15 protein-coding genes and 3 pseudogenes are annotated in these 12,198 nt (G+C 60.8%); 10 read left to right on the top strand and 8 right to left on the bottom strand.

All coding sequences use genetic code 11. The annotated features are described in order from the left end of the window. Positions 1 to 244: pseudogene (locus tag GCT13_RS45080) on the top strand (IS256 family transposase); the annotation flags it as partial. An 84-nt stretch (positions 245 to 328) separates the two neighbouring features. Here GCT13_RS45080 and GCT13_RS45075 read toward each other — a convergent pair. The 3 genes from GCT13_RS45075 to GCT13_RS45065 form a co-directional block, all read right to left on the bottom strand. Then, positions 329 to 574 (bottom strand): hypothetical protein, encoded by a 246-nt coding sequence (locus GCT13_RS45075; RefSeq protein ID WP_152768144.1) that lies wholly within the window; start codon positions 572 to 574, stop codon positions 329 to 331. A gap of 43 nt (positions 575 to 617) precedes the next feature. Next, the gene (locus GCT13_RS45070; RefSeq protein ID WP_152768143.1) at positions 618 to 836 is read right to left on the bottom strand and encodes a hypothetical protein; all 219 of its coding nucleotides are present in this window, start codon (positions 834 to 836) and stop codon (positions 618 to 620) included. A 591-nt stretch (positions 837 to 1,427) separates the two neighbouring features. Further along, positions 1,428 to 1,619: a hypothetical protein gene (locus GCT13_RS45065; RefSeq protein WP_227747357.1), complete on the bottom strand. Its 192-nt coding sequence runs from the start codon at positions 1,617 to 1,619 to the stop codon at positions 1,428 to 1,430. 35 nt (positions 1,620 to 1,654) lie between these two features. Between GCT13_RS45065 and GCT13_RS45060 the strand changes: the two are divergent. Next, positions 1,655 to 2,003 (top strand): annotated as a pseudogene (locus GCT13_RS45060) (DUF5131 family protein); the annotation flags it as partial. Here GCT13_RS45060 and GCT13_RS45055 read toward each other — a convergent pair. Next, a complete protein-coding gene (locus tag GCT13_RS45055; RefSeq protein ID WP_152768148.1) occupies positions 1,989 to 2,189 on the bottom strand; it encodes a hypothetical protein in 201 nt (66 codons plus the stop codon). The pseudogene GCT13_RS45060 and the gene GCT13_RS45055 sit on opposite strands and share 15 nt — an antisense overlap. 39 nt (positions 2,190 to 2,228) lie before the next feature. Between GCT13_RS45055 and GCT13_RS48950 the strand changes: the two genes are divergently transcribed. The 5 genes from GCT13_RS48950 (at position 2,229) to GCT13_RS45035 (ending at position 4,579) form a co-directional block, all read left to right on the top strand. Continuing rightward, on the top strand, positions 2,229 to 2,405 hold the full coding sequence (locus tag GCT13_RS48950; RefSeq protein WP_193727956.1) for a hypothetical protein: 177 nt from the start codon (positions 2,229 to 2,231) through the stop codon (positions 2,403 to 2,405). A gap of 22 nt (positions 2,406 to 2,427) precedes the next feature. Next, positions 2,428 to 2,754 carry an excisionase gene (locus GCT13_RS45050; RefSeq protein ID WP_321575039.1) on the top strand — a complete coding sequence of 109 codons (327 nt, stop codon included), beginning with the start codon at positions 2,428 to 2,430 and terminating at the stop codon, positions 2,752 to 2,754. A gap of 19 nt (positions 2,755 to 2,773) precedes the next feature. Further along, positions 2,774 to 3,046 (top strand): hypothetical protein, encoded by a 273-nt coding sequence (locus tag GCT13_RS45045; protein ID WP_407670962.1) that lies wholly within the window; start codon positions 2,774 to 2,776, stop codon positions 3,044 to 3,046. A gap of 892 nt (positions 3,047 to 3,938) precedes the next feature. Then, positions 3,939 to 4,256, top strand: a complete 318-nt coding sequence (locus GCT13_RS45040; RefSeq protein ID WP_152768141.1) for a hypothetical protein — start codon at positions 3,939 to 3,941, stop codon at positions 4,254 to 4,256. A gap of 68 nt (positions 4,257 to 4,324) precedes the next feature. Next, positions 4,325 to 4,579 (top strand): DUF1488 family protein, encoded by a 255-nt coding sequence (locus GCT13_RS45035; protein ID WP_152768140.1) that lies wholly within the window; start codon positions 4,325 to 4,327, stop codon positions 4,577 to 4,579. A gap of 492 nt (positions 4,580 to 5,071) precedes the next feature. Here the strand turns inward: GCT13_RS45035 and GCT13_RS45030 are convergent, their stop codons facing one another. After that, the gene (locus GCT13_RS45030) at positions 5,072 to 5,944 is read right to left on the bottom strand and encodes a LysR family transcriptional regulator (protein WP_321575038.1); all 873 of its coding nucleotides are present in this window, start codon (positions 5,942 to 5,944) and stop codon (positions 5,072 to 5,074) included. Between the two features lie 105 nt (positions 5,945 to 6,049). Here GCT13_RS45030 and GCT13_RS45025 point away from each other — a divergent pair, with 105 nt between their 5' ends. The 3 genes and pseudogenes from GCT13_RS45025 to GCT13_RS51060 all read left to right on the top strand — a co-directional run. Beyond that, entirely contained in the window at positions 6,050 to 7,123 is a 1,074-nt protein-coding gene (locus GCT13_RS45025; protein WP_321575037.1) for an alkene reductase, read from the top strand. Between the two features lie 10 nt (positions 7,124 to 7,133). Further along, positions 7,134 to 7,871 carry a pirin family protein gene (locus tag GCT13_RS45020; RefSeq protein ID WP_152768139.1) on the top strand — a complete coding sequence of 246 codons (738 nt, stop codon included), beginning with the start codon at positions 7,134 to 7,136 and terminating at the stop codon, positions 7,869 to 7,871. Positions 7,872 to 7,889: 18 nt separating this feature from the next. Next, a pseudogene (locus GCT13_RS51060) lies at positions 7,890 to 8,304 on the top strand (isochorismatase family protein); the annotation flags it as partial. Positions 8,305 to 8,751: 447 nt separating this feature from the next. On the opposite strand, the gene GCT13_RS45010 reads toward GCT13_RS51060, so the two are convergent. The 3 genes from GCT13_RS45010 to GCT13_RS45000 form a co-directional block, all read right to left on the bottom strand. Continuing rightward, entirely contained in the window at positions 8,752 to 10,494 is a 1,743-nt protein-coding gene (locus GCT13_RS45010; protein ID WP_152768138.1) for a tetratricopeptide repeat protein, read from the bottom strand. A 447-nt stretch (positions 10,495 to 10,941) separates the two neighbouring features. Then, positions 10,942 to 11,646 (bottom strand): hypothetical protein, encoded by a 705-nt coding sequence (locus GCT13_RS45005; protein ID WP_152768137.1) that lies wholly within the window; start codon positions 11,644 to 11,646, stop codon positions 10,942 to 10,944. A gap of 218 nt (positions 11,647 to 11,864) precedes the next feature. Then, positions 11,865 to 12,198, bottom strand: a 334-nt coding sequence (locus GCT13_RS45000; protein ID WP_152768136.1) for an integrase core domain-containing protein, incomplete at its 5' end; no start/stop codon positions are given.

Here is a 12,198-nt window from a genome sequence, read left to right as displayed (position 1 = left end):
GCTCATGCGTGGCCTGTCGACGACCAACATCATCGAGAATCCGAACGGCGCGGTGCGCCGTGTCGCGGGGCGCGTGAAGCGCTATCGTGACGCCGATATGGCCTTGCGCTGGACGGCCGCAGGCTTCCTGGAAGCTGAGAAGCACTTCCGGAAAATCCTCGGCGTGAACGAGCTCTGGATTCTCGCTGCCGCCTTGAAACGATCGACCTCAAAATCGATTGACCACGATCGGAAGGTTGCCTAACCTATGCCGCACCCGCCGTCCCAACCTTCAACTGTCTTCGGGACATCGCCACGGCGACGACATGATGCTCTCCTACGCCTGAACCTATCCGTTGCCTACCTCGGTCCCTTCGACTCCGAGGGATACGATCTTCAGGATGTATTCCAGGGCCTCTGTCTCAGAAAGACCGCCTTTAAGAAGCGGCTCAACGCTTATGTGCTGTGGCGGGAGAAGACCTCCCTGCCTGCCAGGTGGAGGCTGGACCATGATCGATGCTTCCGCTTTTGCCGCTATCAGCATCACGACAATCTGATGACCGTGCACCACATTTCTCTTGTTCGGGGCCGTCATGACAGTCTCCCAAATTCATTGGTGAGAAATCGTAGCACGCGGCCTAAGCGCCGTTCTGGTTGCACCATTGAATCGCCCAACGCTGCGCCGCTTCGATAGCGTCCGCGTCGGAGCGGTAATCGCCCAGGTCACCCGAATACTTCACTTCGACGGCTTCACCGCCTGTCGGGTCGCGCCGATAAATCTTCGCGCGGGCGTAGTAGCGACCGCCTTCATCGAGAGGCGACGCGTTGATATGGAACTCCTTGTAGTCGAACTGCATGGTCGGCTCCGAAAAGGTGCTCTACTCGTCCCGCTGGACAAATTGCGGGCGCCCCGTTGCGTCTGGACCGGTGTTCACCAGCTTGTTCCGGTAGTCGCAGCCAGGACAAATGAAAAAAAATCCGCCCTCGTCGGTCTGGGCTTCGACCTGATCGAAGGCAAAACGTGCATTGCAGTTTCGGCAAGTCCACATGGCTATCTCCGGCGCCGCTTTCGTCGCTTCGGTGGCTGCCGAGGTTCCGATGGTCGGCGCGGCAATTCAGGGCTCCAGCTCTTTAAGCAGCTTGTTAGCAAGGGCGCGCGCTGCATTTCGCGCCTGAACCTCATGGGGGGAATTCCATTTCCGTTTCGTGCGGATCGTCCGATTCAGGTTCGGCCCCCACTCCTCTCAGATGAACGATGCCTCGATAAGAGCCTGCCGCAGTCTTCATTACGCGAACTCGTGCAATGTGTGTGTGAGTTGCGTAGGTCTCATCGTCCACGATGATCTCCCGTTCACTTCCCCTTCACCAGGACACGGTTCTAGTGCGGGAATCCAGTGTTGATTGCATCACGCGCTCGCTGTTCGCCATCGCGCATTGCCGATTCGGGGTCAATGAACATTTCGCAAAATTTGATACTGAAGATAGCTTTCAAAAACCGGCGAACCGTCCAGCCTTGTAATGGTGGATCGCGCCACATAGCCCTCGATCTCGCTGATCGATGCAGTTCGATATTCTGGCCGAGCGATGACGATGACTCGATACGGAGGCACATCAATTTCCCGGCGCAACGGCGGCGACATGATGCTCTCCTAACTTCAAATGGACTATTCCTAGTATGAGCAAAAACAGCAAAATCGAGCGAACGGACCATACGTTCAATCCGTGGGAGGGTTGCCAGAAGGTCGGACCCGGCTGCGACCACTGCTACGCCGAGACACGCAACGCGCGCTTCGCCGGTGGTACCACGATCAACCGGGAGCTGGGGTGCGCCGCGGCGCCGCAAGTCCACTGCGAACTGGCGCAAGCCGCTCCAGTGGAATGTGCAGCATGCCGCGTTCTTCGCTGAGCACGACCGACGTCAGCGGGTGTTCCGCGCGTCGCTCGCCGATGTATTCGACTTCTTGGTTGATCCAGCATGGAGACGCGACCTGCTCGAACTGATGAACCGACTACATCGCATCGATCCGGCGCTCCGCGTCGAAACGAGCCTCCTCGATGGCCTGTTCCTGATTTCTCGCAGACGTCTCCTGATTCCTCCAGTAAACGGGGGGCTTAGTCAGCGTATATGCCCAGTCCCAGCTCCCGTCTTTCTGTTCGGTCACGTATACGCTGTAGTTGACTTCCTTGTAGGTGAAATTGTGGCTAGCCATGAAGGTAGGTCCCGCTCGGTGTCTTCCAGGAAGACTAGCATGACCACCAACACCTGGCGCAGGAGGGCGATGCTGACTCATCCGTTATTGGCAAAGTCGCCGCCGCTCGTCCCGTCGATCACCTCCCGAGCCAGATTCTGCAATGCCTTATGGGTGGCTTCCACGCTTACGAAGGGTTTTCTCCCATTCGAGCGCAAATTTTCGGTCGACGTCTGATGGCGGCCTCCTTGGCTATGTCGTGCAATCGAAACAACGAGAAAACTTGGGGTATCGAATGAAAATCCGACTTGATGAATGGCTGAAGCGCGAATTTGATCCGCCACCTGCGATCCGTACGGCTCGCCTCTGGATGAACGCGGGCAAGATCTATCCGGCACCCGTCAAGATCGGCCGCTCATACTACGTCGAGGACGGCGCTGTTTTCCGCGACGGCGAACAGAAGCCGCGTCTCGTTCACCGAGCATTCGGCCAGGCCGGCCAGGCCGCGTATCCGGCGTCGTGCGAGCTGGCCGGAAAACCTGCACGAACCGCGGCCGGGCTACTCGGGCTACTACGTCTGGCGTAACCCGATCACCAAAAAGACGATGTCGATTGGCTACGTGCCGATCGAGCAGGCCATCTTCGAAGTGCTCGAGGCGAACGCCAAGGCAAAGGAAATCGTGCCGACGAAGCGGCTGGTCGAGCGGATGAACGACGGTCAGGAAACAATAGCCGAATTGCTCGACAAGATACCAACGACTGGCGTCAAACAGTGCCCGGAGACGTCAAGACAGGGCGATTCGCGTTGCGCTTGGACACATTACAGTAAATGCTCTGACTACGCATGGAAACCATCAACATGTCGCTGCGCGACATAATCGCGCGCTGCAAGGAGTCGTATGTCGTCAGCAAATACCTCATCCATCGTCTACGCGGCAACGTGAACGCGCCGAAGGGGTCGACAATCAAGCTAAAAGCCATCTCCGAGAAATTCGTGCAGGCACCGACTCGCGGGCTATACAGCGGACGACGATCCCGACACAAAGGCGTTGCTCGGCCATCGAACCGATGCAATGGCGGACCTGTACGCAAATTCGCGCGGCCTTGAGCCAATGAAAGTGAGGATCAGTAGCAACGTGAAGTAATTCAGCCGTATGCGACGTAGGTCACAGTTGACTCAGCTGCCTGGCCCGGGTGCAGAAGGGGCGGGCGAGCTTTGCGAGCAGGTACGACCTTGCATGCGCGAAACGTGTGCGGTCGCAATCGTGCTCGAAGAGAGCGATGGCTCCGGCTACTCAATTGTCGGCCCCCGGATGCGCAAATGATCATGCGATCCGTCCTTGAACAGATCGCAAACACGCTTCCTCGTTGGCTCGAAACACCGCGTCCCCAGAGGGCCACAAATGTCCGCAGACGACCCCGCGTGAGACGAGGCCTTCCTGAAAATCGATTGCTGCATCATCCGCGCTAAGCGCGTATGCTGGAAATGCCACCTTGGCACGCAACGGCTAGGAGCAAGACCATGGCCAAAAGTCAACTACGCAGCACTCGCGAAGCGAAAAAGCCGAAGCAGCCCAAGAAGCCGTCAGTGCCGGCAACCCCGTTGAGCACGGTTCATTCGCGGGTTGGGAACGAAGGTGTCGCCAGGAAGAAGACGTAAATCGGTTGGCCGCAGACACGCGGCACAGTGATCGGACGCAACTTGTAACGTTCACCGCGGGAAATTGATATCTCCGCATTGAAAGCGCAGACCGCTTCGGGAGGCGCATCATGATCCATTACAACACTGACCCCACTTTTCGCGGGCTTCCGCTCACGGCCGAGCAAGACTCGGAAATTCGTCACTACCTGAACAGGAAGGCCAAGCTGGGCAAGCCATGGAATACCCCTGAACTGCGCGGGATGCTTGAGGACATGCTGCTGCCGCCAAGTACCGAGGACGACAGCCAGAGCGACATCCCGGGCGACGCGTTGACCGCCGCAGAGCGCGCAGCCGCGTTCGTCGATCAGGACATGGAGCCAATCGAGGCGTATGAGGAATTGCATGCCGCGATGGAAGCCGAGAGCATGAAAGGCGATACGCATTAGCGGGGCGCTCCGCGCTCGTAGTGAGCGTGCAACCCCATCCATCAAAGGCGTAGGACGAAGGACAACACATGGCACTCAGTTTTTCCAACCCCAGCCGCAGCTATGATGGGACCAGGCATGGCGTGTGGTTCTGGGGTTACGACGACAAGGCACGCGAGATTACCTTCTTTGTGGAAGACCGCGTACTGAAGAATTTCGACTCCGCTCTCGGTTCTGACGAAGCCGAGGTGCTGGCCTCCTTCGACCGGCATCGCAATGAGATCCTGAAGGTCGCCATGTCCCTCTATGCCGACGGGCCGCAGACTCTCTACACGCTGCACTAAGAAGCCCTTATGCGCGTCGCCATTCCGGTACATGACACCTGGCGGCACGCGCTGGATAGGGAGTGTTGGTAATGCAGGGCTTCGCGGAGTTTGACTGCCAAGTCCCGCAAGGTATCGGGTTTTGAACAAATTTTGAGCGCCTGTTAAACAAGCTGGGCGGGACAAGGGTTTCCCGCCGATGACCCCTATCGAAGACAAAATGCCAAAAAACTCAAAAATATCAATACGATACATGCACCACGGAGGCCCGCTCCTGAGTGCAAAAATGAGCGCCCACCTCCTAAGAATCAAAGCCTTACTTTGGGGTTTTGAACAGGTCCAGCGTGGCAACGGCCAACGAAGATCATCCAGGCGAGTAATCTACCCAGCGGCGCCCCGCTTGTATGCGTGACGCATAACGACCTGCCCTTCGCGGTTGAACGCGGCCGTAATGGCATCGAGCAACGGCCGTTCGCCACCGCATAGCGGGAAATAACCTGTCAGCCGTGCGCGCTACCGTCCTAATCGCTCCCGCAGGAACTCAATGAAGCGCTGCGTTTTCGCCGGCAGCAACCGGGTTTCGGTGATGGCATAGACAGGCACCGGCGCGCCATGCCATGTCCGCATGATGCGCTGTAGCTTCCCGCTGGCCAGGTCATCGGCGACGATTTCCTCGGGCATCAGGATTACGCCCATATTGAGCGTCGCCAACCGGCGGATCATGCCCACATTGTTGAGCGTGAACCGGCCACCCACCGACACTGTGACGGTCCGCTTTCCATCCAGCAGCGTCCACGACCCCGCCTTCAGGATGCCCAGGCACTCGTGCCTTGGCAGATCGGCGGGCCTGGCTGGCTCGCCCGACCGTTCGAGGTAGCCAGGCGAGGCATAGAGGTAAGGCGTGAGCGTGGCCAACGTGCACGTGATCAGTTGCGAGTTGTCGGACTCCCCCATACGGATCGCCACGTCAAAGGGTTCGCTGACCAGGTCGACCCGTCGCGGCGTCAGGTCAAAATCAAAGGTGATGCTGGGATAGAGACCGGCAAACTCTGCGATCAGGGGTGCCAGGTAGGTCACGGCGAAATCCACAGGTAACGATGCGCGCAGTACGCCGCTGGGCTGGGCCAGCATTTCGCCGAGCTGCTCGTGTGCCAGCCGGGCTTCATCGACGATGCGCTTGCAACGCTCGAAGTAAAGCTGACCAGCCTCGGTCAGTTCGATCTTGCGTGTCGTGCGATGCAGCAGGCGCAGCCCGATCGCCTTCTCCAATCCGCTGATCCGGCGCGACAGTGTCGAGTTCGGCACGCCCAGCACCTCCGCGGCATTACGGAAGCCCCTGGCTTTGACGACCTCGACGAACAAGGCCATGTCGTTAAGCAGTTCCACTAGTATTGCTCCATCATTGGATCAATGTTCTCCAAATTACCATATTTATCCCGTATGAGGATCGCGCGATGATGTCTCCGTCCATCCCAATCAAGGAATTTCATCGTGAGCAATCTGTTCGATCCCATCCGCGTAGGCCGCTACATCCTGCAGAACCGTCTGGTGATGGCCCCGATGACTCGCAGTCGTGCCCAGTACGACGGCACGCCGGGAGAACTGGCCGCCGAGTACTACACCCAGCGCGCCAGCGTTGGCCTGATTGTTACTGAAGGCACCCAGCCCTCGGACGACGGGCAGGGTTACCTGACCACGCCGGGCATCTATACCGACGCACATGTCACCGGATGGAAGAAGATCACCGAGGCCGTGAATGCCAAAGGCGGCCACCTCTTCATCCAGCTGATGCATGCCGGGCGCATGTCGCACCCCGATAACACGCCGCATCATCGGCAGGGCGTCGCGCCGTCGGCCATCGCGCCGGGCACGGTGATGTTCACGGTCAAGGGCATACAGGACATTCCCGTGCCGAGTGCGCTGACCACCGAGGAAGTGCGCCAGACAGTTCAGGATTTCCGTTACGCGGCACGCCGCGCAATGGAGGCCGGCGCCGATGGCGTCGAGATCCATGGCGCCAACGCCTACCTGGTCCAGCAGTTCTTCGCCCCCAGCGCGAACACGCGCACTGACGAATATGGCGGCTCGATCGAGAACCGCGCCCGCTTCGCCATTGAAGTCGCCACCGCGATCGCTGAAGAGATCGGCGCGGACCGCACCGCCATCCGTCTGTCGCCCGGCACGACGATGTGGGGCATCGACGAAGGCGCCGAAGGGCCGGACCTGTACCACTACCTGATCGCCGAACTCCACAAGCTGGGGCTGGCCTACCTGCACATCATGCATCAGGGCAACGAACCGCTGCTGGCAGACATCCGCAAGCTGTGGCAGGGCACGCTGGTTCTGAACCGGCCGGGCCGCCCGCGTGAGCATGTTGGGGCCGACCTGGCGACGGGGCTGGCCGACCTGGAGGCATATGGCCAGATGATCCTTGCGAACCCGGATTTCGTCGCCCGGCTCAAGAGCAGTGCGCCAATGAACGAGGCGGACCGCAATGGCTTCTTCGGCGGTATCGCGCAGGGCTACACAGACTACCCAACCCTCAGCGAAGCCCGGGGCGACTGAGGTGAACATCATGCCCGTCATTGCCACGCTGCAGCGCGCCAACCACGGTAGCCACTTCCGGGCCTACGGCTTGCGCGGCGTGGCCGCGCTGATCGATCCCTTCCTGGGGGGCGATCATGCCTGGATGAGTGCGCCGACGTTTCCGCCGCATTCCCATGACGGCTTCTCGGCAGTGTCATACCCGTTCCTCGATTCAGAAACGGGCATCGACAACCGCGACTCACTCGGCACCCGCAATCTGATCCGGCCCGGTGGCCTGCACTGGGCGACGGCCGGGCGTGGCATCGTCCACAAGGAAGTACCCGCCGAGACCGGCAAGACGGTCCATTCGCTGCAGATTTTCGTCAACCTTGCCCGGGAGCGACAGAACATCGCGCCGTTTGCACTGATCCTCGAGCCACAGGACGTGCCGGTGGTGCAGTTGCCCGGCGCTAAGGTGCGCGTGCCCATCGGAAGCTTCCGGGACGCATGTTCTGCACTGAAGCCGCCCACCGAAGTGACGATGCTCGACATTTCGCTGGAGGAAGGGGTCGAACTGGCCGTGCCCATCGCAGCGGGCCATTGCGCCTTCGTCATGCCCATCTATGGCACGGCGAGGGTGGATGGCGATGACTTCGGGCACAACGAGCTCAAGCTCCCTGTCTTTCCGGCACTGGACACGCCCCAGGCGATCACGCTCCAGGCCCTCCCTGGCAGCGCCAAGGTCATGCTTTTCGCCGGCCCGCCGCTGCACGCCCCCTCAACCTGACCACAAAGGAATCTCATCATGGCTTTCGATCGCTTCACCGGCGATAACGCTGCCCTTCTGTTGACCACCAGGTCGGCACCATGGGCTGGGTACATTCCATTCCTTTCGAGGAGATGAAACGCAATGCGCTGATGCTGGCCAGGACCGCCAGCATTCTGAAGATGCCGGTGGTGCTAACCTCCAGCATGGAGGAGTACGCACACGGGCCGCTGCTGAGCGAACTGGAGCCTCTATCCTGCCGGACCAGTTCGCCGTCCGCATCAAGCGCGTCGGTATCGTTAACGCAATGGACGACGAAAACTTCGCCGCGGCCGTCAAGGCAACCGGGCGCCGCAAGCTCATCATCGCCGGCGTCACCAACGACGTCTGCACGGTGTTCCCGGCACTGAGCCTGGTGCGCGACGGCTACGAAGTGCAGGTGATCGCCGATGGCATCGCTCACTGACGAGAACTGCCTGCGACGGAAAGGAGATGCCAGAGGGTGAAATCGCGTGAAGGCGACCGCGAGAGAAACTTCCCGGCGGCGCTTGCGGGACCTGGCGATAAGCCTTCTGGTGCGCTGACCTCGATGCCGGCGTCGCGTGTGGATCGCGATAGGCCTACAAAGCAAGGCCTCTATATCGCGGCCTGATGAACAAAAAGCCCAGTGATCGACAACCGAGGCGTAGCACGGGAACAAGCAATGCATCTCGCCTTAGGGGTTCATCATTAGATTCAGGAATCCTCTTCTTACTTAGGTGGCCACTATCCTCTATCCGGCGTGTCCCAATCCGGATGCCCCCTGTATTGCGGCGACAACTGATCGCCGGAGACGACGGGCCGTTGTCGGACCCGAAAGAGCCGCCCGTGCGAGCGCCACAACAATGGCTGATTTCGGATACTATTGCGCCCGTGTCGAATCGATCAGCTCGTCCGCCTCGCGATTCAATACGTCGGCTTCAGCCGAACGTTGCGTGTGGCTGAGCAGCACGCCGAGATTCCGCAAGGTGCGTGCTTCATCCTGCCGCCAGGTCAACGGATCGTCGTGTACGAGTTTGCGGTACAAATCCAGCGCACGGCGCCACGCGTCTTCCGCTTCGCGCGGCCTGCCCGCGCGGCTGTAGAGCACGCCCAGATTGTTCAGTATCCGCGCCTCGTCAGGCTGGTACGCGGCAGGCGTATTGTGCGAGAGGGCGTGAACGATCTGCAGCGCTTGCTGATACGCCTGCACCGCCTTGGCCGGTTGCCGTTCGAGACGGTACAGCACGCCCAGATTGCCCAGCGTACGTGCCAGGTCGGGCTGGTAAAGCGCGGGGCTTTCGCGGGCGAGTTGTTGACGGATCTTCAGAGCTTCCCGGTAGGAGCGCTCTGCTTCGGGCAGCCGCCCGCTTGCGCTGTAGAGGTTGCCGATGTTGTTGAGCGTGCGCGCAAGCGCCGGACGCCACGCCGCGGGATTGTCGTGTGCGAGTGCGCGCTGGATGCCGAGCGCTTCGAGATAGGCGAGTTCCGCGTCGCGCGTGCGCTGTGTTGCACTGTAGAGAATGCCGAGATCGTTGAGCGTCGACGCGACCGCGGGCCGGTACATGGCCGGGTCCTGTCGGGCCAGCGCGCGTTCGAGGGCGAGGACTTCGCGCCACGCATCTGCCGCATCCTGGAGACGTTGCGTGTCGCGATACAACGTTGCGAGGCTGTCAATGGTGTTAGCCACTGCGGGACTGTAGGCCCGAGGGTTCACACGCGCTAGCGCCCAGTAGATTTCGAGCGCGTGTAGCCACGCGGTTTCGGCTTCCTTCTGCTGCTGCCGCATCACATACAGACTGCCGAGCTTGCCGAACGTACGCGCGACGGACGGCTGCCACACGGCGGGCTTCTGTTGCGCAAGCCTCCGGTACTGGATCAGCAGTGCCTGATAGACCGGCTCCGCGCGCTCCGGCTTGTGCTGCACGAGCAGCGTGTCGGCGAATGCGATGGCGATGTCCATATCGTTGGATTGTAGCGCGTGGGCCTTCTCCAGGTACGGCAGCGCGTTCCATGGCATGAAGCGAAGCAGTTCGATGATCGCCGCTTCGTAGTTGCGCGCCGCTGATAGCTGGGCCGTACCGGGTGCTTTGGCAATGAGCTGCATGAGTAGCACAGATGCGTCATCCAGATCGAGGCGCCTCGCGGCTTCGCCGAGTTGCAGTTCGGTGGGATCCGCGCTGCTTGTGATCGACAATCTGCGCAGCAGATCTTCATAACGTGCGTTCCATTTCGACGCTTCGTCTGTGACGTCGATATCGGTGCGTGTCCTGATCTGCGATGCGAGGCTTTCCAGGATCGGTTCGAAGTTATCGAACGCGGCGTCGTTTGTGGGTTCGCCGTGGTCTGCCAGAGAGACGACCGCGTGCAGCATCACGTTGGCCGCTGTCGCCAGCGCAACACGTTGTTCGGCGGAGAGTCCATCGCTCTTCACCGCGCGGTTCAGGCGTTCAGTGACGCGCGTGAGCGCTGGCGCGGAGGCAGTGCAGCGGGTCCGCATTTCGAGTCCATTCTGGACGTCGACCTCGGAGAACGACGGCAAACACGCATCGGTCACCCCCGCAAGGGCGCATGCCGTGGACAGCGCGGTCATCGCGATGCCTGACAGAATCTTGCCCGGAATCATTTCCAGTCAGCTTTGCAGGGTTACTTGTAAGGCGTTGCGCGACGCATCGCATCGCTTCGCTTGGAACACGCCTCATGAAACACAGGACTGGCACGAGCGTCGAGCAACCAGCCATCGGCAAACAGGGGCGCAGATCCCGTTCCGTTGTTAGCGAAACGACGCCAGGATCGTCGTAGGACGCCGGTCATTGTCCGCGAGCGTGTGAGTGTACGGCTACGCGTGCTGGATCGCGTCCGACACCCCTCCCCCAATGAATCCGGAAACCCGTCAGCTACCGGCGTTTTCCTCTTCCTTTTGCCGTGCCGAACTTCCGCAGTCAACCCACAAGGGACAGTGAGCTTTCTACCAGGGATGTCGCATTTCTGTTGGCATTTCCAGAGAGCGATAGCCGGGAAGGTTTGGCATGAGCCAGCGACCCGATTCCCCCTTGGCGCCGCGCGCCTTGACTCAGTGCAGCGTGCGAGACTGCGCTGGCATGTCCTTGTGCTGCTCGGGCGTGTCCTCTTCGTACTCGAGGAACTCGTCTGGTATCTGCGGCGCGACCTCCGCGGCCGGGTGCGTCGCCTCGGGCGCGGCGGGCACGTCCACATGATGCGCGCCCATCACTGCACCTGCCCCGGGCGCGCTTGCCGAAGTGAGCGCGGTCGCCTCGGCCTCGCTCGTCGTGCGCGTGGTCGCATCGGGAGCCGCCTTCCATACAGGCTCGTCGCGCTGTTTCTGCGCGCCGCGGCGGCGCATGGCCTCGGCGAATTCGGAGAGGCCCAGTTCATCGAGCGCCGAATGCTCGCGCGCGATTGAGTGCTCCGTCGCAGGCCACGCCCACGGAGAGCCACGCAGCGCGACCTCCATCGCATGTTCCTCGCGCAGCGTCGCGCACGCGAGGTCGGCATGCGCCTCGTCGCTCACATGCACGCCGATGCGCACCGCTTCGCCCGGCGGCGGCGTGATGCCGGACTGGGCCTCCGCAGTTCGCCCCACATCGCCCGTCGTCGAGAAAAAGCTCGTCACGAGACGCTCGATGCCGGCCAGCACGCCCTCGGTGTGCGCCGGCAGGTCGATGTCGCCCGCCGCGAAGCCGCGTTGGAGCAGCCTGTCCTGCGCGTGGCGCGCCTCGTCCTGGGTCTTGAAAACGCCGGTCACGGTCTGTTTCATGGCACCCTCCTTCGTCAGGTGGCTACGCTCGCTTACATGATGCGCCAAATGGCGCACGCTGTGCGCCACGCTTGACCGGCTGCCACATTGCAAGCTTCGTGCCGCGCCCGACGTGTACATCGGATACGCCTCAGCACCCGTTCGGGCCCGCCTTCTCCATCCCATACCGAGCGCTGTGTGCACACAACGGGCGACGATGCGTGCGGACCGTGTAGTGGTCAACTTATTTCGGACAGGCAGATAGGTTCTTTCTCTATCGGTTTGGCCTCGTAGGCGGCGGGCGACAGATAGCCCAAAGTGGAGTGCAAGCGCACCGGATTGTAGAAAGCGACAATGTACTGGTTGATGTCGCGCCGTGCCTCATCGTGGTTGGCGTACTGACGCTGCCACGCACGCTCCATTTTGAGGTTCAGGAAGAATCTCTCCATCACCGAATTGTCCCAGCAATTTCCTTTGCGACTCATGCTGCAAACGACGTGATGCTGCTTCAGCAAGGCCTGGTACTCATCGCTTGCATACTGGCTGCCCCTGTCCGAATGCAGAACCAGTCCC

The sequence above is a fragment of the Paraburkholderia franconis genome (genome assembly GCF_009362735.1).
GTDB lineage: Bacteria > Pseudomonadota > Gammaproteobacteria > Burkholderiales > Burkholderiaceae > Paraburkholderia > Paraburkholderia franconis.
Note: the sequence above shows the minus strand (reverse complement) of the source record. Positions and strands in the feature narration are given on the sequence as shown.

Bases quoted from the DNA above. Each gene is read 5' to 3' on its own strand.
- GCT13_RS45075 (WP_152768144.1), bottom strand. From the start codon at position 574: ATGACGGCCCCGAACAAGAGAAATGTGGTGCACGGTCATCAGATTGTC.
- GCT13_RS45070 (WP_152768143.1), bottom strand. From the start codon at position 836: ATGCAGTTCGACTACAAGGAGTTCCATATCAACGCGTCGCCTCTCGAT.
- GCT13_RS45065 (WP_227747357.1), bottom strand. From the start codon at position 1,619: ATGTCGCCGCCGTTGCGCCGGGAAATTGATGTGCCTCCGTATCGAGTC.
- GCT13_RS45055 (WP_152768148.1), bottom strand. From the start codon at position 2,189: ATGGCTAGCCACAATTTCACCTACAAGGAAGTCAACTACAGCGTATAC.
- GCT13_RS48950 (WP_193727956.1), top strand. From the start codon at position 2,229: ATGACCACCAACACCTGGCGCAGGAGGGCGATGCTGACTCATCCGTTA.
- GCT13_RS45045 (WP_407670962.1), top strand. From the start codon at position 2,774: ATGTCGATTGGCTACGTGCCGATCGAGCAGGCCATCTTCGAAGTGCTC.
- GCT13_RS45040 (WP_152768141.1), top strand. From the start codon at position 3,939: ATGATCCATTACAACACTGACCCCACTTTTCGCGGGCTTCCGCTCACG.
- GCT13_RS45035 (WP_152768140.1), top strand. From the start codon at position 4,325: ATGGCACTCAGTTTTTCCAACCCCAGCCGCAGCTATGATGGGACCAGG.
- GCT13_RS45020 (WP_152768139.1), top strand. From the start codon at position 7,134: ATGCCCGTCATTGCCACGCTGCAGCGCGCCAACCACGGTAGCCACTTC.
- GCT13_RS45010 (WP_152768138.1), bottom strand. From the start codon at position 10,494: ATGATTCCGGGCAAGATTCTGTCAGGCATCGCGATGACCGCGCTGTCC.
- GCT13_RS45005 (WP_152768137.1), bottom strand. From the start codon at position 11,646: ATGAAACAGACCGTGACCGGCGTTTTCAAGACCCAGGACGAGGCGCGC.